Here is a 20,492-nt window from a genome sequence, read left to right on the forward strand (position 1 = left end):
TGTGGAGGTCGACGCATGGCAGATATCAGCGACAGCGGTACGGACGCCGCCAAATCGCGCCCACGCAAGTCGAGTTGGAGGTACATCGGCCCCGGCATCGTCGTGGCCGCGACCGGTGTGGGCGCCGGCGACCTGGTCGCCACCCTCATCGCGGGCAGCAAGTTCGGCTACACGCTGCTCTGGGCCGCCGTCATCGGCTGCGTCGTCAAGATCTCCCTCGCCGAGGCCGCCGGCCGCTGGCACCTCGCCACCGGACGCACCCTCTTCGAGGGCTGGCGCAGCCTCGGCCGCTGGACCACCGTCTACTTCGCGGTCTACGTGGTCGTCTGGGGCTTCATCTACGGCGCGACGGCCATGTCGTCCAGCGCGCTGCCGATCGTCGCCCTCTTCCCGGACGGCCCCGGTCTCAAGACCTGGGCGGTGATCACGGGCCTGGTCGGCCTGGTCTTCGTCTGGTTCAACCAGTACGCCGTCTTCGAGAAAATCATGACGGTCCTGATCGGCATCATGTTCGTCGTGGTGGTGTACGTCGCGATACGTGTCACCCCCGACATCGGCGCGAGTTTCGCCGGTCTCCTGCCCGTGCTGCCGGACGGTTCGCTGCTCTACACCCTGGGCCTGATCGGCGGTGTGGGCGGCACGATCACCATGGCCGCGTACGGGTACTGGGTCAACGCCAAGGGCTGGACCGACTCCGGCTGGATGAAGGTGATGCGGCTGGACAACCGCGTCGCGTACATCACCACCGGCATCTTCGTCGTCGCGATGCTGATCATCGGTGCCGAACTGCTGCACGCCTCGCAGATCGCCCTCACCTCGGGCGACAAGGGCCTGGTGGATCTCGGGGCCATCCTGGAGGAGCGCTTCGGCGCCACGACGGCGAAGCTCTTCCTGATCGGCTTCTTCGCCGCGTCCTTCTCGTCGCTGATCGGAGTGTGGCACGGGGTCAGCCTGATGTTCGCGGACTTCGTGGAGCGCTGGCAGCTGGACCGCAAGGGCGTGCCGGTCGAGGAGGGGACGGTGGGCGAGGTCGCGGCGGGCGGGCGCGAGCGGTCGCTGCCGTTCCGCGCGTATCTCCTCTGGCTGACGTTCCCGCCGATCACACTGCTCTTCCTGGACCAGCCGTTCGGCCTGGTCGTGGTCTACGGCGTGCTCGGCGCGTTCTTCATGCCGTTCCTGGCGCTCACGCTGCTGTGGCTGCTCAACTCCTCGCGTACGCCGACGGAATGGCGCAACGGCAAGTTGAGCAACACGATGCTCACGGCGGGCGGACTGCTGTTCGTCGTCCTGTGCGTGCAGCAGGTGCGGGACCTGCCGTGGTGACCCGGGGCTGAGAACACACGGTGGCGCCGTCGGAGTCCGACGGCGCCACCGGTCTGTGGGGGGTGGTTCGGGGTGTCGCGATACCGCTACGGCAGGCCGTGCACGTGCGGGCCGACCGCCTTGGACCAGGCGTCGCCGCTGGAGGCGTCCCAGTTGGTGGACCAGGCCATCGCGCCGCGCAGGCCGGGGTAGGTCTTGTCGGGCTTGAAGCTGCCGCAGTTGGTGCCCTGCGTCAGACAGTCCAGCGCGTCGTTGACGACGGCGGGGTCGGTGTAGCCGCCGCCCGCCGCGCTCGGCGAGGCCGGCAGGCCGAGGCCGACCTGGGAGGGGGCGAGGCCGCCTTCGAGCTGGATGCAGGCGAGGGCGGTGAGGAAGTCGACCGTGCCCTGGGAGTAGACCTGTCCGTCGCAGCCGAGCATCGAACCGCTGTTGTAGTACTGCATGTTGACGACCGTGAGGATGTCCTTCACGGCCAGCGCGGTCTTGAAGTACTCGTTGGACGTCGACTGCATGTCGATGGTCTGCGGCGCCATCGTCAGGACGAAGCCGTCGCCCGCCTGACCGGCGATCGACTTCAACGCCTGCGTCATGTAGGTGGAGTTGAGGCCGTTCTCCAGGTCGATGTCGACGCCGTCGAACCCGTACTCGTCCATCAGCGCGGACACGGAGTCGGCGAAGGCGTTCGCCGACGCCTCGTCGTTGACCGAGACGGTGCCCTTCTCGCCGCCGATGGAGATGACGACCGACTTGCCCGCGGCCTGCTTGGCGGCGATGTCGGCCCTGAACTGCTCGTCGGTGTAGCCGCCGAGACCGGCCGAGTCGAGGGTGAAGTCGACCTGCCCGGCGGTGGCGGTGGCGTCCGCGAACGCGACGGCGATGATGTCGTAGTCGTCCTGGACCTCGGCCAGCGTCTGGACGGTCGCGCCGTTGTTGAAGTTCTGCCAGTAACCGGTCACGGCGTGGGCCGGTACGGCGGCGGGTGCGGCGGCGGCCGGCGCGGGCTCGTTCGCGGCGTTGGCCGCGGGTACGGCCAGTGCGGCGACGGCGAGAACGCCTGCCACGGCGAGGACTTTGAGCGTGCGGGGCGTGCGGGATCGCGCTTTCCTGTGCACTGCATGGCCTCCGTGGGGGGGAGATGTGGGGGCGGTTCGGAACGGTGGCCACCGTTTGAACGTACAAACTGGTCCAGACCATTGGCCTTGTCAAGGGCCTGGACGCGATGGGCCGTTTTCGGCCCGGATCACGCAGCAGCGCCGCCGGGGGAGCGGCGGCGCTGCTGGTTCGTGTGTGGGGGAGCGTGGGAGTGATTACGGCAGTGCGTGGACGTGCGGGCCGACCGCGTTCGACCAGGCGTTGCCGGCCGTCGCGTCCCAGTTGGTGGACCAGGTCATCGCGCCGCGCAGCGACGGGTAGGTCTTCGACGGCTTGAAGTTGCCGCAGTTGGTGCCGCGCGTCAGGCAGTTGAGGGCGTTGTTGACGGTGGTCGGGGAGACGTAACCGCTGCCCGCGCCACGGGTCGAGGCCGGCAGGCCGAGGCCGACCTGGGAGGGGTCGAGGCCGCCTTCGAGCTGGATGCAGGCGAGGGCGGTGAGGAAGTCGACCGTGCCCTGGGAGTAGACCTGTCCGTCGCAGCCGAGCATCGAACCGCTGTTGTAGTACTGCATGTTGACGACCGTGAGGATGTCCTTCACGGCCAGCGCCGTCTTGAAGTACTCGCTGCCGGTCGACTGCATGTCGATGGTCTGCGGCGCCATGGTGAGCACGAGACCGGAGCCGGCCTTCGCCGAGAGCTGCCGCAACGCCTTGGTCAGATAGGTGGAGTTGATGCCGTGTTCGAGGTCGATGTCGACCCCGTTGAAGCCGTACTCCTGCATCAGGGCGTAGGCGCTGTTGGCGAACGCCGTCGCCGAGGCGTCACTGTTGATCGTGACGTTGCCCTTCTCGCCGCCCACCGAGATGATCACGGACTTGCCGGCGGCCTTCTTCGCGGCGACGTCGGACTTGAACTCGGCGACGCCGGAGTAGCCCACTGCCGGGTCGAGGTTGAAGACGATCTGGCCGGGCGTGGTCGTCGAGTCGGCGAACGACACGGCGATGATGTCGAACTGCGCCTGGACGTCACGGAGTTTCTGGACGGCCGCACCGTTGTTGAAGTTCTGCCAGTAGCCGGTCAGCGCGTGCCTCGGCACCGACGGCCCGCCCGGGTCGCCGCCGCCCGGCGAGGTCCGGCCGCTGACTGCCGCGGACTTCGCGGACTCGCCGGCCGCGTTGGTCGCCGACACCTGGAACTGGTAGGTGGTGGCCGCCGCCAGCCCGCTCACGGTCGCCGAGGTCCCGGTCGCCGTCTGGACCTTCGTACCGTCGCGGTAGATGTTGTAGCCGGTCGCGCCGCTCACCGCGTTCCAGCTCAGCGCCACCGACGAGGCGGTCACGGCGCCGGTGGCGAGCCCGGCGGGAGTGCCGGGGGCCTGCGGGTCGGGGTCGCCGCCCCCGCCGCCGTCCGGGCCGAAGACGGACACGTCGTCGACGAGGTACGCGCTCTGCCCGTACCAGCCGTGCGTGTAGACGGTCACCGCACGCGTCGAGGCGCCGGTCCCGAAGGTCGTGGTGAGCTGCTTCCAGCCGCTCTCGCCGGGCGTCCAGGTCGACACGTCGGTGGTCCCGGTGCCGCTGGCCCCGAGATACGCGTACCCGCCCTGCACCCACGCGCTCAGCGTGTAGGTCGAGTTGGGCTGCACGGCCACGGACTGCGAGCACTTGGCGTAGTCCTGCCCGGCGGGCGTCCCCTTCAGCGCGCCGGCCCCGCTCCGTACGGGAGACCCGACGACGGCCCCGCTCCCGCCGGAACAGGACCAGTTGGCGAGCCCGGCCTCGAAGCCGGCGTTCTTGGCGACGTTGATGTCGGCGGCCTGTGCGACGCCGCCCAGTCCGCCCACGCTCAGGGCCCCGGCGGCCATGACGGCCACCACCCCTCCCAGCCAACTCCGCTTCCGCCCGCGTTGGTTGCCGGTGCCGCCGGTGCCGCCGGTGCTGCCGGGTCTGCGTCTGCCGTCGGGTACACGTTCCACTTGATGCCTCCGCTGGGGATGTCGGGTTGGAGGTACGGATCAGGAACGGTGGCCACCGCCAGGCCCGGGACAGGACCTGGCGTAAAAAATGGTCCAGACCATTCAAGTTGTCAATACCTCTGACACGACATCCGCCCGGCACGGCATCCGCCCGGCTCGGCATCCCGCCGACGCGGCACGTGCGCCGGGCGCGCGCGGGCTACTCGTCCTGGAGCCGGTCCGCCGCGTAGCCGGCCACCACGCCCACCACCAGGACCGCGTTCGACATGAGGATGCCCTCCGCCTCCAGGTCGTGCCACTGCATCACCATGTTCAGCGCCTGCGCCGCCACACCGACCGTGAAGACCGCCAGGACGTGCTGGGTCTTCGAGTCGCGGAACGGGTCGCGGTGGAACCTGCCCGCCGCCCAGGTGGCCAGCGCGATGCAGACCGCGTTCGGGATGTGGATCAGCATCAGTCTGCCGTCGAAGGTCTCCAGGTTCTCCGCGGTGGCCAGGTGATCGTTGACCAGCGTGGTCTGCAGGTACTCCGTCAGGAGCAGGACGACGATGCCGGCCGCCCAGGCGCGTGCGAGCGCGAACACCGCCGCTCCGCGTCCCTCGTCCCGCTGGGCGGTCGCCCCCGGGTAGCCGTACCTCGTCATCGCCAACCGCCTCCGTAAGTGCTCGTGCTGTGGGGCCGGGGGCGGGAACCTGAATCCCGCCCTCTCAGACCACCGTGAAGAGAAGAACCGCCGCGAAGCCGGCCGCGGCAAGCCCGCAGCCCGCCACCAGCAACCCGTACTGGAGCACCGGCGACCAGTTGCCGCGGGACGCGACCGTCGCCGTGCGCGCCGGAGCCGCCGGGTCGTACGCCACCGTCACCGGATCGCCGACGCGAATCGACCGGCTCGCCAGATCCTCGAACTCGATCTGGCGGCCGTCCGGAATGCGGAAGGTGAAGAAGTACTGCCGTGCGTCGGACCTGTTGTAGGGCTCCTGCTCGATCCGTACACAGACGCCTTCCGCCCGAATGCCCTTTCGCAGTGCCCGATTCACGCCTGAAAGGCGACGCGCGTAGTGCGTTGCCAACCAGCCGAAAAGCAGAATCATGCCGCCGAAGAAAAGGTAATCACCGCCCGGAACATCCATTGCCGACCGCCTATTCGACCGTGATCGATTCGATGATCTTCTTCAGGTCGCTCTCGCCGAGCTTGCCCTTGACCGCGTCGATCCGTACCGCGAATGTCTTGTCGTCGGCGTCCAGGCCCGCGATGATCACGCCGTCGACCCGGCTGCCCGCCTTAGGGTCGAGTGCCCCGCCCGGGGTCCCCGCCCCGGAGCCGGTACCCGAATCCTTCTGGGTGAACTGGAAGTTGATCCGCCGGGCCTCCTCGTCGCCGTCCGGGCCGGAGACCTTGATCTCCTCCTGCTTCCCGAGCGTCGAGCCCAGGGCGACCCCCGCCTCGGCGCCGATCGCCGCCTCCTCCACCGAGTCGGCGTCCGTGAAGTCGAGCTGCACGGTGATCATGCCGATGGTCCCGCCGTCGTCCCGGAGCGTCGCCGCCGCCGCGTTGTACTTGCTGCGCTCGGCGGCGCTCTGCGCCTCGAACGCGGGCGGGTGCGCCACCGTGACCGCCGGGGTCCTGAGCGTGCCCCAGCCCTCCGGCACCGTGCCGCTCCTGGCCTCCGTACCGCACCCTGCCGCGAGCAGGAGCGTCGCCAGCGCGGTGGTCGCGGTCGCGAGGGCCGTCCGTCCGGCCGGCCCGGCCGTCTTGTCTCTTCTCTTGCCGTCGTTGCTGCTCATGGCGTGTGTGCTCCTGTCCCCGGGATCAGTTCGCACAGTAGCTGTACGGGACATAACTGCGGTTGTCCCCCTGCGGCGCACCCAGGAACTGTGCGTCGTTGAGGTTCTCCTCCTTCTTCTCGGTGGAGACCGAGAAGCCGAAGCTCAGACCCAGATTCAGTTCGAATCCGTACTCGGCGGCCGCGGTCTGGCCGGTGTACGTGTTCTTGCTGGACAGGCCCTCGTCGAAGAGGAGCTGCCCGAACGGGTCGTCCGCGCCGGGCCGCTTCGTCGGCGCGTGGTCGTCGAACATGTAGGCGAACGGCGCTCCGTTGTCGCCGGTGCCGTCCAGCCACTCCTGGGCGATCGCGCGCTGCTTGTCGCCCTCGGCGCCCGGCTTGAGGACGATCGAGTTGGTGACGACCTCGATACCGCTCTCGCCCTCGGTGCCCTTCGCGCTGCCGCTGCCGCCGCGCTTGTCGCCGTCCTTCTTGCCGTTGTCGCCGCCGACCGTGACGCCGTCCTTCGTGGCGCCCTTCTCGACCGTGCGCGTCATGTCGATGCGCAGCAGCTCACCGGTCGTCTTGTCGTGGCTGACCGTGATGGTGCCGGTCTGGGTGGTGGTCGCGCTCGACTCGCCGCTGATGGGCCCGGCCTCGTAGCCGACCTTGCCCGTGTACTCGATGGCCGCGCTGTACGTGTACGACTTGAGGTCGCGGTAGTTGTTGTCGGTCCAGGTCACCTCGGGCGAGAACTTGAAGCTGCCGCCGAGCGTCGCGCTGAGCTTCTTCTCGTCGCCCGCCGAGAGCTTCATACCACCGGCGGCGCTGGCCTCCAGGCCGACCTTGCCGTAGCTGATGTGCCGGTTGCCGAGCTTCTCGTCGATGCGCTTGCGGAGCTGCTCCTCCTCGTACATCGGACCGCTGTTGAAGAGGTAGGCGATGCTGTTGCCGAGCCCGCCACCACGCGAGTTGGCGTGCCGGTTGGCCAGCTCGTACGTCTTGAGGTCCTCGATGTCCTCGCGGAACTTGGCCGCGTCCTCCTCGCTGTCGAAGACCCAGGTGTCCCCGTTGGTCACCTTGATCCCCGCACCGAGCTCGACCTTGTCCGAGCCGAACTTGCCCACCTTGGCGCCCGGCTTCCAGTCCTTCTTGGCGGCGACGGACGCGGCGTCGGTGAAGGTCATCATCACCTGCTGGTCCTTGTCGTCGACCTTGCCGTCCTTGTTCACGTCGTTCTTGGACTGGAAGGTCTGCTGCTGGAAGCCGTACTCCTCACCCCACTCGATGAAGAGCAACTTGCCCTTGGCGCCGGCCTTGTCGCTGATCGAGGAGATCTGGCAGAGCGGCGGCTCGTAGTCGGCGTCGGTCTTCGGCGCGGCCTGGTTCTCCTTGCCGCCGCCGGGTGTGCACGGTCCGAACGTGACCAGGCACTTCAGCTGGTCGGCGATGGTCCCGTCGACACCGGTACCCACCAGCGCCCCCGCGACGGCCGCGACGACCACCACCATGCCCACGTACTCGGTGGCGGAGGTGCCGCGGTCCCCCCGCGGCCCCCCTCTGACCCCTCGTACCGGTTCCCGCCTCATCCGACCGTCCCCCTCGGTGGACCGCACAGCTCTTTCGTATGCGGAATCGGATTCGGAGCGTACGGACGGGCCGGACCCGGTTGCGTGGGTCCCTGGACCCAACCCGGACCCAAAGAGCACCGGCTGCCTGGTGGCCGCAGTTCGGGGCGGCTACTTTCAAGTTCAAATGAAACATGGGTTAACGCCTGACTGCTTCGCCCGATTTTGGTGGTGCGTACGATGTGCGGGCCGTACCACCGACATCGGTGAGGTGTTCTCTGCGTCCTAAGTCGTGGATAAAGTGCTGAGCAGTAGTTGAAGCTGTTTCGAAGCGGAAGTGCGCGGAAGGGCTGCGACCAGCTGTCCCAGCAGGAGAGAGAACCGCGGTCACCGGAGCTCCGGCGGCCGAGCTGAACGGGGATCCAGGTGTCAACCGCCATAGCTGTCACCAGTCATGATCTGGTGCTGCCACCGACCGACCAGCAGACGCCCACGGCGGCCCTGCTGCAGGCGCCCGATGACCAGCCTCTGGAGGCCGCGCTCGCCGACATGCAGGTCCTGGTGGAGCAGCACGGTTATGTCGTCGCGCTCTATCCCGCCTCCATCCCGGTGGCGCACGAGCGGCGGCTGCACACGGTCCGTTCGGTCCTGGAGAGCGACCGGATCGCGCTCCTCAAGCTGGACCTGCCGCCGCTCGGCCTCGCCGTACTCGTGCGGCAGCTGCGGCAGTTGTCGATCTGTGACTTCAGTGCAGGGGTCGTCGCGTCGGCGGCCAGGCTGCTCTCCCACTACATCCACGCCGGCGCGCTCCTCAACTCGGTCACCAAGCTCGACCGCGTCCCGGTGAGCCTCAAGTCCCACGCCAAGTCCTGGGTGCCGGGCTCACAGTTCGGTGTCCTCGCCAACCCCGACCCCCAGTTGATCAAGATCGGGAACGGTGAACTCACCGGTCCCGAATTCGGCACGCAACTGCTGGTGGGAAAGGGACAATTGCAATCGGACTGGGTGACCGCGACACTCGCTCCGGCCTGGCGGGTACAGGGAGTGCAGGAGATGTCACTTCTCGCCGACTCCCCCCGCTGGTGGGGAACGCCCAAGATGGTCGAGTTCGCAGCGTTCCTGCCGGATATCTCCGTTCTCTACCAACTGGTTTCATCCGTACGGCGAGAGGTGTGTTCCTGGTGCGGTCTCGAACTCATCGGTGATCGTTGCGGATTCTGTTCCGCTCCGCTCTCCACGACTGAGAACCAAACCCACGGTTCAGGTGTCTTGAATCCAGGAACACCAACGCGCCACGGGTCGTAACCCGCCTGCCAGGCGGTCCGTACGGGCCGGAGGCGGCAGCCGGCACCGCGCGGCGACCGCAGACCCCGTACCTGTCCCCGCCCCGTCAGTCCCCGTCCCACGTCTTCGAACGAGGTTGTCCCGCTCATGAATTCACGGCAACGCCGCGGCATCATTCTTCTGCTCCTCTCGGTCCTCTGCGCCTTCGGCGCCTTCGCCGGCGTGCTCTCGGTGATCAGCGACGTGAATTCGAAGGTCGGACCCGAGGTGGCCGCGTACCGGCTGAAGGCGGACGTCGCTCCCTACACGGCGCTGGAGGAGGGGCAGTTCGAGAAGATAGACATGCCGAAGCGCTGGCTGTCCGACAACGCGGTCACCGACCTCGCGGTCGTCAACGGCAAGATCGCGGTCACCCAGCTCAAGAAGGGATCGCTGCTCCAGGACGACATGATCGTCAAGCGGCCCGCCCTCGCCAACGACGAGCAGGAGATCGCGATCATGATCGACGCCGCGACCGGCGTCGCGGGCAAGATCAACGCGGGCGACCTGGTCAACATCTTCGCCACCTTCTCCGCCGAGAACGAGGGCGCCAAGGCGCAGTCCCGGATCATCGTCCCCAACGCCAAGGTCATCGACGTCGGCTCGCTGACGCCGCTGGAGCCCAAGGAGGACGACCGGGGCAGCAACACCGGACCGCGCTCGGCCGTCCCGATCACCTTCGCCCTGAAGACCAAGGACGCCCAGCGCGTCGCCTACGCGGAGTCCTTCGCACAGCACGTACGCCTCGCCCTGCTTCCCGACGACAGCCCCACCACGCTGCGCCCCGGGGAGAGCACCTACACGCTCGAAGGGGACAAGTGAGGGACGAATGACGACCAGAATTCTTCCGGTCGTCGGTGATGCCGACGCCGCCAGATCCGTCACCACCCTGCTCAGCCAGCTCCCGGACGCGGAGCCGGCCGGGCCGGTCGGTGACTCGACCTCGCTGATCGACACCCTGGCCAGGCTGGCCACGGAGTCGATCGACGAACTGCCGGAAGTGGTTCTGGTACATGAGCGGATCGGTCCCGTCCCGGCCCTTGAGCTGATCAGGGAGGTGGCCCTGCGCTTTCCCGCGGTCGGGGTCATCCTGGTCACCGCCGACGCGAGCCCCGGCCTCTTCTCGGCCGCGATGGACTCGGGCGCGCGTGGACTGGTCGGGCTGCCGCTCTCGTACGAGGAACTCGCCCAGCGCGTCCAGGCCGCCGCGGCCTGGTCCGTGGGCGTACGGCGCCACCTGGGCCACGGCGGCGACGTGTTCACCGGTCCCGGTGGCACCGTCGTCACGGTCAGCGGAGCGAAGGGCGGCGTCGGCACGACCGTGGCCGCCGTCCAACTCGCCCTCGCCGCCAAGGCGTCGGGCATGACGGTGGCCCTCGCCGACCTGGACCTCCAGGCCGGCGACGTCGCCTCCTACCTGGACGTGCAGTTCCGCCGCTCGATCGTGGACCTCGCCACCATCCAGGACATCTCGCCCCGCGTGCTCCAGGACGCGGTCTTCACCCACCACACCGGCATGGGGCTGCTGCTCGCGCCGGGGGAGGGTGAACGGGGTGAGGAGATAAACGACCGCTCCGTACGCCAGATCGTCAGCGCGCTCCGCAACCGCTACGAGGTCGTGATCATCGACTGCGGCACGCAGACGACGAGCGCGAACGCGGCGGCGATCGAGATGGCCGACACCACCCTGCTGCTGACCACACCGGACGTGGTGGCGGTACGGGCGGCCAAGCGCATGGTCAAGCTCTGGGACCGGCTCCAGATCCGCAAGGCGGAGGAGACGACGATCGTGGTGAACCGCTACATGCGGAACACCGAGATCCAGCCGCCCCTCATCGAGAAGATCACCAGCACCAAGGTGTCACGGGTGGTCATCCCGGCGAACTTCAAGGAGCTCCACGCGGCGGTCGACGCGGGCAGGATGCAGGACCTGGAGTCCAAGTCGACGGTGAAGCAGGCGCTCTGGGGGCTCGCGGGGGAGCTGGGACTGGTGAAGACTCCCGAAGGCGCGGAGAAGCAGGGGAAGTTCAAGGGAGACCGGGGGTCGGTCGGGGTGCGACGCGGACGATCGAAATGACCGGAACGGCTGCGGGGACCAGAGGGATGACGAGGCTGAGGGGGCACGTTGAACCATGAGCAATCCACAGATACGGGCAGATGAGCGCGGCGGCGTGGCCCCGGCACCGGGCCCGCGCCGGTTCCTCGGCCGTGCACTCGACGACCGCGGCCAGGCCGCGGTCGAGTTCACCGGCCTGATGCCGGTCATCCTGGCCACCGCCGTCCTGCTCTGGCAGGCGGCGCTGGTCGGCTACACCTTCTCCCTCGCGGGCAACGCGGCCGACGAGGCCGTACGGGCCGGGACCGTGGCCCTTGCGGGGACGCGCGACGCGGCGTGCGAGGAGGCCGGCGAGAAGGACCTGCCCGGGGCCTGGGACTCCACCATCGACTGCTGGACGGAGGGGGACCTCGTCAAGGCGCAGGTCGACCTCAAGGTCCCGGTGCTCTTCGCGGGCTCGGTCAATTTCCCGTTCACCGTTCCGGGCCGGTCGGCCGCCGTGAAGGAGAGCTGACCATGCCGAAGGGAACCCCGCGCACCGAGGACAGGGGCCAGGCGGCCATCGAGTTCGCCGGCCTCATCACCCTCCTGCTCTTCATCGGCCTCACCGCCATACAGCTCGGCCTCGCGGCGTACGCCGTCCAGCAGGCCGGTACGGCGTCCCGCGCCGCGGCCCGCGCGGCATCCCAGCACGACGCCGGTTACGCCAACGTCGGCAAGAGTTCGATGAGTGACTGGCTGGCCGATGACGCCGACATCCAGACGCCGCAGTACTTCGGCGACGAGATCACGGTCACCGCCACCGTCCCCATCCCGGCGATCCTGCCGATCCTCGACTTCGGCGAAGCGGAGAGAAGCGCCACCATGCCCCAAGACTGACCGGAGCGGCCGGGCCCGCACCGCACAGACGCACCACCCGAGCACCACACCAGCACGACCTGGGAGTTGAGGACATGAGCCTGAGGGCGCGCATCAACAGCCCCGAGCCGACGAACGGGATGAGCGAGGAAAGCCTGCTCGTCGGCGTGTACCGGGCCAAGCTCCTCGAGGAGATCGACCTCGCGGAGATGTCCGCCCTGGCCGCGGCCGAGCGCCGGGCCAGGCTCGAGCGCGTGCTGGGCCACATCATCAGCCGAGAGGGCCCCGTGCTCTCCTCCGGCGAGCGCTCCCAGCTCATCCGCCGCGTCGTCGACGAAGCCCTCGGCCTCGGCATCCTGGAGCCCCTGCTCGAAGACGCCTCCATCAGCGAGATCATGGTGAACGGCCACGAGCAGGTCTTCGTGGAGCGCAGCGGCCGGCTGGAGATGCTGCCGATGCGGTTCACATCCAACGAACAGCTGATGCAGACCATCGAGCGCATCGTCTCCACCGTCAACCGCCGCGTGGACGAGGCGAATCCGATGGTGGACGCGCGACTGCCGTCCGGCGAGCGTGTCAACGTCATCATCCCGCCGCTCTCCCTCAGCGGCCCCATTCTCACGATCCGCCGCTTCCCCCGGGCCTTCACCCTCCAGGAGATGATCGCTCTCGGCTCGCTCGACGAGCAGATGATGATCCTGCTGTCCGGTCTGGTCCGCGCGAAGTTCAACGTGATCGTGTCCGGGGCCACCGGTACCGGCAAGACGACCCTCCTCAACGCCCTGTCCGGGCTCATCCCCGACGGCGAGCGCATCGTGACCATCGAGGACTCCGCCGAACTCCAGCTCCAGCAGCAGCATGTGATCACCCTGGAGACCCGCCCCGCCAACGTGGAGGGCAAGGGTCAGATCACCATCCGTGACCTCGTCCGCAACTCCCTGCGTATGCGCCCCGACCGCATCATCGTCGGTGAGGTCCGTGGCGGCGAGACGCTCGACATGCTCCAGGCGATGTCCACCGGTCACGACGGATCGCTCGCGACCGTCCACGCCAACAGCGCCGAGGACGCGCTGATGCGACTCCAGACCCTGGCGTCCATGTCGGAGGTCGAGATCCCCTTCGTGGCGATCAAGGACCAGATCAACAGCGCCGTCGACGTGATCGTCCAGCTGACCAGGCACGCCGACGGCTCCCGCCGTATCACCGAGATCGCCATCGTCGACTCCCACGGCCGCGAGGAGTACCGGATCGTCTCGGTCTGCCGCTATCTCGCCCAGCCCATGGCCGCCGACGGCCGGATCCACGGCCACTTCGAGTACTACCCGCTGCCCCGCCGGATCGCGGATCGCCTCTACATGCGGAGCGAACCCCTTCCCCCCGCCTTCGGGGTCGCCGAGTCCGAGGAGCAGCTCGCACTCCGGAAGTCGGTCGCCTGATCCCCGGCCACCACCACAGTCCCTGCCCGCCGCTCACCCAGAAGGTCCCCGCACGACATGGATAATCTCCCGCTCCTGACGATAGGCATCACACTGCTCACGTGTGTGCTCGGCGTCGTCGGCGTGCACGTCTACTCGGCGGGCAAGGCCCAACGACAGGTCCTCGTCGACCGGATGTCCCAGACGGGCCAGATGGCGTCGGTCGGCGGCCGGCGACAGCGCTTCATCGGGATCGACCGGCGGCTTCGCAGGACCGGCATCGGCAAGCGCATCGAGCGCAAGATCGCCGTGACCGGTCTCGACGTGTCGCCGGGCGAGTACGCGATCTATGTCGTCGCCGGTCTGCTCGCCGTCTACTTCATCATCGGCGCCATCTTCGCCCCGTTCTTCGGTGTGCTGGCGGCGCTCGTCGGTGTGTGGGGCGGCAACGCGTTCCTGAACTGGCAGCGGACCAAGCGGACCGAGGCCTTCATCAACCAGCTGCCGGAGCTGACGCGCGTGCTCGCCAACGCCACCCAGGCGGGCCTCGCGATGCGTACGGCCCTGGTCATGGCGTCGGAGGAACTCGACAACCCGGCCGGTGAGGAACTGCGCAAGGTGGCGGACCAACTGGCCGTCGGACACTCCCTGGACGACGCGCTCGGCGAGCTCGCCGAGCGGCTGCCCTCCCGTGAGCTCGTCGTGCTCGTCACCACACTGATCCTCTCCAGCCGCGCCGGTGGCCAGGTCGTCAGCTCGCTGCGCAACCTCACCGAGACGCTGGAGGAGCGCAAGGAGACCCGGCGAGAGGTCAAGACGATGCTCTCCCAGATCCAGGTCACCGCGCTCGCCGTGCCGATGCTCGGCCTCGGCTTCCTGCTGATGATCAACGCCACGACGCCCGGGGCGCTCGACAAGATGACCGGTTCGGCGCTGGGACAGATCGGCACCGTACTCGCCTTCGGCCTCTACGGTGTCGGCTTCTTCCTCATCCGCCGCATGTCCCGCATCCAGGTCTGAGAAAGGAGGGCACGCACATCATGGAACTTCTGCTTTCGGCCCTCATGGGACTCGCCATCTACGGCGTCTTCCACGGCGTCCGGCTCTACCGCGCCGACGCCAAACTCCCCGGCGACCTGGCCGTGGCCCTGGAGATCGGCGCCACCCGCACCACCGCGGTCGGCTCCGGCATCGACCGCATGGGCATGCGCTACGCCCCGTCCGTGCTGCGGATGATGGGACCCAAGCGCGTCGACGCGCTGCGCCGCCGCCTCGACATGGCGGGCAACCCCGGCGGTATGACCGTCGACCGGTACGCGGCCCGCCGAGCGGTCTACGGCGCTCTCGGCACGATGGCCGCGCTCTCCCTGATCGTCCGCGGCCAGACGGTCATCGCCGTCGTCGCCTTCGCCTACGGCATGGTCTGGACCGACGTCATCATCCGCAGCGCCATCCGCCGGCGCCGCGCGGACATCGAGCGCACCCTGCCGGACTTCCTCGACGTCCTGGCGGTCGTCGTCTCAGCGGGTCTCGGCTTCCGCCAGGCCCTGGAGCGCGTCGCGGAGAAGTACAAGGGCCCCTGGTCCGATGAACTGCGCATCACGCTGCGCCAGATGGACATGGGCGTGGGCCGCCGCGAGGCGTTCGACCAACTGCGCAAGCGCAACGACTCCGAACAGGTCTCGATGTTCGTCACCGCGCTCCAGCAGGGTGAGGAACTGGGCGCGCCGATCGTCGACACCCTGATTCAGATCGCCAACGACATGCGCCGTACCGACGCCCAGAACGCCCGGCGGGCCGCGGCGCAGGCGGTTCCGAAGACCACGCTCGTCGTGACCATGGTGATGCTTCCGGCAACCATGATTCTGATCGTCCTGAGCTTCTACTACGGTTCCGGTGTGGACTTCGGGGAGATCCTCTCCGGAGGCTGATGACTCGCGCGGACCGGCGCGAGGGCGTGAGACCGGCACCCGGACCCAGACCGACACCCCATCCGAGCGGGAGGTGACCCCCATGGCCCCACGAACGACGACTCTGACCGGCGGAATCCGCAGCGAGACCCCCGCGGCCGCCACGCCGAACCACCTCCCACCACTGCCGATCCAGGTCAACGCCCTCCAGGCGCTGTGCCGTCAGACGTTCGGCTTCCGGATGGCGATGATCGTCCTGGCCGCGCCGTTCGCACTCGACCGCACCGCGGCGGGACTCGCCACCTGGCTCGTCGGCTCCTCCGTGCTCGTCACGTTCATGGTGTCCTACGTCCTGCTGCGGGACTGGGAACGCTTCGGGCCCATCCTGCTCCGCCACCCGTCTCTGCTCGCCGTCGACATGCTGTTCGGCGCGCTGCTGCTGGCCACCGCCTCGCCGGACTCGACCCTCGCGTACGTCACCATCTGTACGCCGCTGCTCGCCGGCCTGGTCTACGGCTGGCGCGGCGCCGCGCTCTTCGCCGTGCTCCAGGCCCTCATCGTGGCCGGCGCCTACACCGTCAACGACGAGGTAGAAGCGGGCTTCAACGCGCTCCTCCTGCCGGGACTGTGCGTCATCGCCGGTGCCATCGGCAGCACCCTGCGCAACCTGATGCTCGGCTTCGGCACCGCCAGCCAGGCGCTCACCGAGGCCCGCGCCCGGCTCGCGGTCACCGGCGCCGTCGAGGAGGAACGGGCCAGGCTGGCCCGCGAGATGCACGACTCGGTGGCCAAGACCCTGCACGGTCTGGCGATGGCAGCCGACGGCCTCGCCAGCACGGCCGACCGGATGGACCCGCTCACCGTCAAGCACCAGGCGGAACTCGTCGCCCGATCGGCCCGCCGCGCCGCCGCCGAGTCCCGCGAACTCCTCTCCGACCTGCGCCGGGAGTCCGGCCTCGACGGCGGGGTCGATGTCGTCGCCGAACTCCGTTCGCGTACGGAGGACTTCACCCGGCGCCACAGCGTCCCGGCGTCCTTCCGCCAGCTCGGCGAGACCGCCATGCCGCCCATCCCGCACGCCGTGGCCAGGCACGCCCTGACCATCGCCAGCGAGGCCATGGAGAACGCGAAGCGGCACGCGCACCCGACGTACGTCGACGTATCGGCGGGAGTGGTGCGCGACGTGCTGCGCATCAGCGTGTACGACGACGGGAAGGGCCTGCCCGAGGGCACCTCGCTCGAAGACCTCCGGAGGGCGGGCCACTTCGGCCTCGTCGGCATGGTGGAACGCGCGGCGTCCATCGGGGCCCGTATCCGCATCGGCAGGGGCCGGGCGGCGAAGGGCACGGAAGTACGGCTGGAACTCCCGCTCACGGCTCTGGGACTGCCCCCGGGCCAACGCCCGAGGCAGCATCCGGCGCCACAGCTGAACTGAACCCGACCCCAGTACTTCCGTCCCGGAGCAGCAACCCACCCATTGTCCCCACCCATGAGAGGAGGCCGCAGCCATGCCGGACGACATCTCCCGGAGTTCCGGGCAGCACTGGACACAGCAGTCGCACGTATCGCAGCACTCGTCCTCGCACGCCACACCGCTCAGCTCGGAGCACACCGCGGGAGTCCCCACGTCAGCACCGCCGGCGGCATCCGGAGGATTCCCCGCCCTGCCAGGGCGGATGCCCATGACGCCCCCGCTGCGCGTCGTGGTCGCCGACGACAACCCGGTCGTACGGGCGGGTCTGACCGTCCTGCTGTCGGGCCGCGACGACATCGAGGTCGCCGCGGAGGCGGTCGACGGCCGTCAGGCATACGAACAGACCGTCCAACACAAGCCGGACGTGGTCCTGTTGGACGTCCGTATGCCGGGTGTCGACGGAATCTCCGCCCTCCCGCACCTGGTGCGGCTCGCGCCGGTGCTGATGATGACGTACAGCCGCGAGAGCGAGATCGTCCACGAGGCGCTGCGGCTGGGCGCGGGCGGCTATCTCGTCCACGGCGAGTTCACGGCCGACCAACTGGTCGCCGCCGTCCGGGACATCAAGCAGGGCCGGGCCCACTTCACGCACTCGGCCTCCAGCGCGCTGCTGGCGAGCGTCCGGGACGGGGGCGGCGCGGACCCGGGCGCCGGCGCGCTTCCCGAGGGACTGGGGACGGCGTTCACCGGCCCCGGCTACCAGCCCGCACCGCCGACGCATTCGTCTGCAAACGCACACGCCGGTCATGGGCATCCGCCGTACGTTTCTCCTGCAAACCGGCAAGTAACACCCGGTGATCGGGAGTTGAACCGGCAACAATTTGCTCCGGGGCCTTCGCTTTCGCAAGCGAATGTGGCACATTCATCTCAAGCACAGGCGATGCCGGGGATGCCCGGCACGGCCGGGGCGACCGGATCTCCGGAGGGCCTCTACTCGGAGCTGAGCCAGCGGGAGGTGGAGATCATGGACCTGATCGCGTCAGGAATGACGAATCAGCAGATCGCCTCCGCCTGCTTCATCAGTCAGAAGACCGTCAAGAATCACATCAATCGCATCTTCGCCAAACTGAACGCCGGCAGCCGGGGCGAGGCAATCGCCTTCTGGCACGGGGCGCGAGGGGGGTCGGCCGGTCGTGGCTGAGCGCGCTGAGGGCCGCGAGGGCCGTCGCGAGGAGATCGGGGCCCGGCCTGTGGGTTGGGCCCGGGGTTGGGCCTTGGGGCCCATGCCGTGGGGTGTCGTCACGTCGTACTTTTCTCATGTCGCCGGCGCTTCCGGCCGGGAGGAAGCCGGAAGCGCGAGTGACACCAAGGACTCGTACGAGCCGGCCGGTCACCGGCCGGCCGACACCAAAGGGGAAGCTCATGTCGAACGTCACGCTGAAGGCCGCCACGAACGCCAAGCTCTACGTCGGCACCTGGGCGAACACTGCCGTCACGGCGATGAAGCGCCGCAGCGACAAGGGTCAGGGCGCGGTCGAGTACGTCGGCGTCATCGTGCTGGTGGCGCTGATCATCGCCGCGATCGTGGGCTCGGGTGTGGCCGACGAGATCGCGAACGGTCTGACCGCCAAGGTCGGCGAGATCCTCGGCGGCTGATAGTGCGCAGATCCCGCGAAGCAGGGCAGGCCGCTCCCATCTACATCACGATGGTGGCGGGCCTGCTCTTTCTCGCGCTCGCGTTCTTCGCGGTCGGTCAGGCCGGCGCCACACGTAACGGCGCCCAGTCCGCGGCCGACGCGGCAGCACTCGCAGCGGCCCAGGAATCTCGGGACCAGTTCCGACTCGACCTCCTGGGCAATCTGCTCCAGCCCGGCTACCTGGACGACATCTTCAACGGCAACCCACTCGGAACCTTCAACGGCTGCGCCGAGGCCGCCCGCTTCGCCGACAAGAACGAAGCGGACCTCGACACCTCCAAGCCCTCCAGCGGATGCGGCTGGACGGGTGACGGCCGGTGGGGTTTCACGGTCGACGTCATCACTCAGAAGCCGATGGGGGACAGTGTCCTCCCGGGCACCGAGGATGAGAAGGCCGAGGCCCACGCCACGGCCGTCGTCGAACCCCGGTGCAGCTTCAAGCCGGCGGAAGACGACGAGCCGCCGGCCGAAGAGGAGCCCGAGGAGCCCGGTGAGGGTGAAGAGGAGCCGGTATCTCCGGGTGAACTCGTCTGTGACGGCAAGGGTCTGAGTATCGACCCGGTTAATCCTGTGCTGCCTGAGATGTCTGTCCTGTTCTCCGTCCGACTGGCCGAGGACTGACCGCGAGTGAACGCAAAGGAACAATTACTGATGAATATGCGGCATGGAACGAAGGCCAGGAGGGCGGCGGGAAGCGTCCTCGCGGCCGTGGTGCTGACCGTGTCCCTGGCGGCCTGCGGCGGAGGGGACGACGGCGGGGACGACGACGCGGGCAAGTCCTCGTCGTCCTCCGCGCCGGCGGCCGACAAGACGGAGGACGGCGGCGGGAACACGGTGCCGGACACCAGCCAGACGCTGGCCACCGTCAACGGCAGCGACGGATTCCAGGTCGTCATCCACACCGCCGCGCGCGACGACGGCGGGTTCCTGACAGTCACGGGAACGATCAAGAACACCGGCGACAAGAAGGTGGGCGTACCCACCGAGTGGAACGGCCGTGAGACACAGGTCCAGCGGACCGGCCGTTCCCTCGCGGGATTCACCCTCGTCGACAAGGCGGAGAAGAAGCGCTACTACGTGCTGCGGGACACCGATGCGAACCCGCTGACCACCACCGGTATCGGCCTTGTGGACGCGGGCGCCAGCGAGGCGTTCTTCGCCCAGTTCCCCGCCCCGCCGGACGGGACGACGCAGGTCGACCTTCAGATGCCCACGATGCCCACCGCGACGATTGAGATCTCCTGATGCGTGCCACGACGCGGCGCACGGGCAGGACGGGCGTACGGCCCGCGGCGACAGCCATCGCGGCGGCTGTCCTGTTCACCAGTGTGCAGTTCACCATGGCGGCGAGCGCGTCCGCCGACGAGTCGCCGAGTACGCCACCGGGGACTGAGTCGACCCAGCCACCGCCCGAGGTCGACGGCAACAGCCCCGGCCTCAAGCTCCGTGACGGCGCCACTCTCGCTCCGGCGAAGGTGCTGCCGATCATCTCGGTGGTCGAGTCAGAGGGCGGCGAAGAACGCCGCGAGGACACCAGCGAGAGTGTGAAGTTCGCGCTCCAGGCCGAGGTCCTCTTCGGCAAGGACAGCTCGAAGCTCTCCGGGGCGGCGAACGCGCGGATCGCCGAAGTCGCCGCGGAGATCGAGAAGCAGGGCGCCAAGAAGGTCCGGGTCTTCGGCTTCACCGACAACCTCGGCTCGTCCGCCCACGGAGACGTGCTCTCCAAGCAGCGCGCCGAAGCCGTACACGGCGTTCTGGAGAAGGAGTTGTCCTCCGCCGGGATCACCTTCGAGATCCGTGGCTACGGCGAGCAGTTCCCGATCGCTGACAACAGCGACGAAGAGGGTCGTAAGAAGAACCGCCGCGTGGAGGTCTCCTTCCCGCGCGGTGAGGCGGACAGTTCCCAGAACTGATCGCATCGCACGACGCAGCGCTGCCCCGGTCGTCCTCAGTTCGGACGACTCGGGGCAGCGCTGTGTTCTGCGGGCGTCAATCCGGCGCACATGCCTGGCGGGGCCCAGTTCGTGGGTTGGGCCTGGACTTGGGTCTTGGGGCCCATGCCGGTGGGTGCCGCCTCTTCGTATGTTTCTCATGTCG

General features: G+C 68.5%; 21 protein-coding genes. 15 read left to right on the forward strand and 6 right to left on the reverse strand.

The features are described 5' to 3' along the window. Positions 1-15: 15 nt before the first annotated feature. On the forward strand, positions 16-1,323 hold the full coding sequence (locus SSPS47_RS22030) for an Nramp family divalent metal transporter (protein WP_164252560.1): 1,308 nt from the start codon (positions 16-18) through the stop codon (positions 1,321-1,323). Positions 1,324-1,409: 86 nt separating this feature from the next. Here SSPS47_RS22030 and SSPS47_RS22035 read toward each other — a convergent pair whose 3' ends face one another. The 6 genes from SSPS47_RS22035 to SSPS47_RS22060 form a co-directional block, all read right to left on the reverse strand. Next, complete coding sequence (locus tag SSPS47_RS22035; protein WP_239065317.1) at positions 1,410-2,357, reverse strand: chitinase; 948 nt, start codon at positions 2,355-2,357, stop codon at positions 1,410-1,412. Positions 2,358-2,630: 273 nt separating this feature from the next. Next, on the reverse strand, positions 2,631-4,280 hold the full coding sequence (locus tag SSPS47_RS22040) for a glycoside hydrolase family 18 protein (protein ID WP_164254839.1): 1,650 nt from the start codon (positions 4,278-4,280) through the stop codon (positions 2,631-2,633). Between the two features lie 310 nt (positions 4,281-4,590). Next, the gene (locus tag SSPS47_RS22045; RefSeq protein WP_164252562.1) at positions 4,591-5,034 is read right to left on the reverse strand and encodes a hypothetical protein; all 444 of its coding nucleotides are present in this window, start codon (positions 5,032-5,034) and stop codon (positions 4,591-4,593) included. Between the two features lie 64 nt (positions 5,035-5,098). Continuing rightward, positions 5,099-5,521, reverse strand: coding sequence for a DUF3592 domain-containing protein (locus SSPS47_RS22050; protein WP_164252563.1), 423 nt, complete (start codon positions 5,519-5,521; stop codon positions 5,099-5,101). Between the two features lie 10 nt (positions 5,522-5,531). Then, on the reverse strand, positions 5,532-6,176 hold the full coding sequence (locus tag SSPS47_RS22055) for a hypothetical protein (protein ID WP_239065015.1): 645 nt from the start codon (positions 6,174-6,176) through the stop codon (positions 5,532-5,534). A 25-nt stretch (positions 6,177-6,201) separates the two neighbouring features. Then, entirely contained in the window at positions 6,202-7,665 is a 1,464-nt protein-coding gene (locus SSPS47_RS22060) for a hypothetical protein (protein WP_239065016.1), read from the reverse strand. Positions 7,666-8,148: 483 nt separating this feature from the next. Here SSPS47_RS22060 and SSPS47_RS22065 point away from each other — a divergent pair, with 483 nt between their 5' ends. The 14 genes from SSPS47_RS22065 to SSPS47_RS22130 all read left to right on the forward strand — a co-directional run bounded on the left by SSPS47_RS22065 (position 8,149) and on the right by SSPS47_RS22130 (position 20,308). After that, on the forward strand, positions 8,149-9,027 hold the full coding sequence (locus tag SSPS47_RS22065; RefSeq protein WP_147874127.1) for a hypothetical protein: 879 nt from the start codon (positions 8,149-8,151) through the stop codon (positions 9,025-9,027). Positions 9,028-9,153: 126 nt separating this feature from the next. After that, on the forward strand, positions 9,154-9,867 hold the full coding sequence (cpaB, locus tag SSPS47_RS22070; protein WP_147874126.1) for a Flp pilus assembly protein CpaB: 714 nt from the start codon (positions 9,154-9,156) through the stop codon (positions 9,865-9,867). Between the two features lie 7 nt (positions 9,868-9,874). Continuing rightward, positions 9,875-11,122 carry an AAA family ATPase gene (locus tag SSPS47_RS22075; RefSeq protein ID WP_147874125.1) on the forward strand — a complete coding sequence of 416 codons (1,248 nt, stop codon included), beginning with the start codon at positions 9,875-9,877 and terminating at the stop codon, positions 11,120-11,122. A gap of 55 nt (positions 11,123-11,177) precedes the next feature. Then, complete coding sequence (locus tag SSPS47_RS22080; RefSeq protein ID WP_164252565.1) at positions 11,178-11,615, forward strand: TadE family protein; 438 nt, start codon at positions 11,178-11,180, stop codon at positions 11,613-11,615. 2 nt (positions 11,616-11,617) lie between these two features. Beyond that, on the forward strand, positions 11,618-11,980 hold the full coding sequence (locus tag SSPS47_RS22085; RefSeq protein WP_164252566.1) for a TadE family protein: 363 nt from the start codon (positions 11,618-11,620) through the stop codon (positions 11,978-11,980). Between the two features lie 74 nt (positions 11,981-12,054). Then, complete coding sequence (locus SSPS47_RS22090) at positions 12,055-13,395, forward strand: CpaF family protein (RefSeq protein WP_164252567.1); 1,341 nt, start codon at positions 12,055-12,057, stop codon at positions 13,393-13,395. Positions 13,396-13,452: 57 nt separating this feature from the next. After that, entirely contained in the window at positions 13,453-14,394 is a 942-nt protein-coding gene (locus SSPS47_RS22095) for a type II secretion system F family protein (RefSeq protein ID WP_164252568.1), read from the forward strand. Between the two features lie 20 nt (positions 14,395-14,414). Further along, positions 14,415-15,305, forward strand: a complete 891-nt coding sequence (locus SSPS47_RS22100; protein ID WP_164252569.1) for a DUF5936 domain-containing protein — start codon at positions 14,415-14,417, stop codon at positions 15,303-15,305. 82 nt (positions 15,306-15,387) lie between these two features. After that, positions 15,388-16,719 (forward strand): histidine kinase, encoded by a 1,332-nt coding sequence (locus SSPS47_RS22105; RefSeq protein WP_164252570.1) that lies wholly within the window; start codon positions 15,388-15,390, stop codon positions 16,717-16,719. Between the two features lie 73 nt (positions 16,720-16,792). Continuing rightward, entirely contained in the window at positions 16,793-17,899 is a 1,107-nt protein-coding gene (locus tag SSPS47_RS22110) for a response regulator transcription factor (RefSeq protein WP_164252571.1), read from the forward strand. 221 nt (positions 17,900-18,120) lie between these two features. Further along, positions 18,121-18,354 carry a hypothetical protein gene (locus SSPS47_RS22115; RefSeq protein ID WP_164252572.1) on the forward strand — a complete coding sequence of 78 codons (234 nt, stop codon included), beginning with the start codon at positions 18,121-18,123 and terminating at the stop codon, positions 18,352-18,354. A 2-nt stretch (positions 18,355-18,356) separates the two neighbouring features. After that, positions 18,357-19,016, forward strand: a complete 660-nt coding sequence (locus SSPS47_RS22120) for a pilus assembly protein TadG-related protein (RefSeq protein ID WP_343234900.1) — start codon at positions 18,357-18,359, stop codon at positions 19,014-19,016. A 30-nt stretch (positions 19,017-19,046) separates the two neighbouring features. Continuing rightward, positions 19,047-19,640, forward strand: coding sequence for a hypothetical protein (locus SSPS47_RS22125; RefSeq protein WP_164252573.1), 594 nt, complete (start codon positions 19,047-19,049; stop codon positions 19,638-19,640). Between the two features lie 95 nt (positions 19,641-19,735). Further along, positions 19,736-20,308, forward strand: a complete 573-nt coding sequence (locus SSPS47_RS22130; RefSeq protein WP_239065319.1) for an OmpA family protein — start codon at positions 19,736-19,738, stop codon at positions 20,306-20,308. Positions 20,309-20,492: the final 184 nt, after the last annotated feature.

Source organism: Streptomyces sp. S4.7 (assembly GCF_010384365.1).
Classification (GTDB): domain Bacteria; phylum Actinomycetota; class Actinomycetes; order Streptomycetales; family Streptomycetaceae; genus Streptomyces.

Bases quoted from the DNA above. Each gene is read 5' to 3' on its own strand.
- SSPS47_RS22030 (WP_164252560.1), top strand. From the start codon at position 16: ATGGCAGATATCAGCGACAGCGGTACGGACGCCGCCAAATCGCGCCCA.
- SSPS47_RS22040 (WP_164254839.1), bottom strand. From the start codon at position 4,280: ATGGCCGCCGGGGCCCTGAGCGTGGGCGGACTGGGCGGCGTCGCACAG.
- SSPS47_RS22045 (WP_164252562.1), bottom strand. From the start codon at position 5,034: ATGACGAGGTACGGCTACCCGGGGGCGACCGCCCAGCGGGACGAGGGA.
- SSPS47_RS22050 (WP_164252563.1), bottom strand. From the start codon at position 5,521: ATGGATGTTCCGGGCGGTGATTACCTTTTCTTCGGCGGCATGATTCTG.
- SSPS47_RS22055 (WP_239065015.1), bottom strand. From the start codon at position 6,176: ATGAGCAGCAACGACGGCAAGAGAAGAGACAAGACGGCCGGGCCGGCC.
- SSPS47_RS22060 (WP_239065016.1), bottom strand. From the start codon at position 7,665: ATGGTGGTGGTCGTCGCGGCCGTCGCGGGGGCGCTGGTGGGTACCGGT.
- cpaB (WP_147874126.1), top strand. From the start codon at position 9,154: ATGAATTCACGGCAACGCCGCGGCATCATTCTTCTGCTCCTCTCGGTC.
- SSPS47_RS22075 (WP_147874125.1), top strand. From the start codon at position 9,875: ATGACGACCAGAATTCTTCCGGTCGTCGGTGATGCCGACGCCGCCAGA.
- SSPS47_RS22080 (WP_164252565.1), top strand. From the start codon at position 11,178: ATGAGCAATCCACAGATACGGGCAGATGAGCGCGGCGGCGTGGCCCCG.
- SSPS47_RS22085 (WP_164252566.1), top strand. From the start codon at position 11,618: ATGCCGAAGGGAACCCCGCGCACCGAGGACAGGGGCCAGGCGGCCATC.
- SSPS47_RS22090 (WP_164252567.1), top strand. From the start codon at position 12,055: ATGAGCCTGAGGGCGCGCATCAACAGCCCCGAGCCGACGAACGGGATG.
- SSPS47_RS22095 (WP_164252568.1), top strand. From the start codon at position 13,453: ATGGATAATCTCCCGCTCCTGACGATAGGCATCACACTGCTCACGTGT.
- SSPS47_RS22100 (WP_164252569.1), top strand. From the start codon at position 14,415: ATGGAACTTCTGCTTTCGGCCCTCATGGGACTCGCCATCTACGGCGTC.
- SSPS47_RS22105 (WP_164252570.1), top strand. From the start codon at position 15,388: ATGGCCCCACGAACGACGACTCTGACCGGCGGAATCCGCAGCGAGACC.
- SSPS47_RS22110 (WP_164252571.1), top strand. From the start codon at position 16,793: ATGCCGGACGACATCTCCCGGAGTTCCGGGCAGCACTGGACACAGCAG.
- SSPS47_RS22115 (WP_164252572.1), top strand. From the start codon at position 18,121: ATGTCGAACGTCACGCTGAAGGCCGCCACGAACGCCAAGCTCTACGTC.
- SSPS47_RS22125 (WP_164252573.1), top strand. From the start codon at position 19,047: ATGAATATGCGGCATGGAACGAAGGCCAGGAGGGCGGCGGGAAGCGTC.
- SSPS47_RS22130 (WP_239065319.1), top strand. From the start codon at position 19,736: ATGGCGGCGAGCGCGTCCGCCGACGAGTCGCCGAGTACGCCACCGGGG.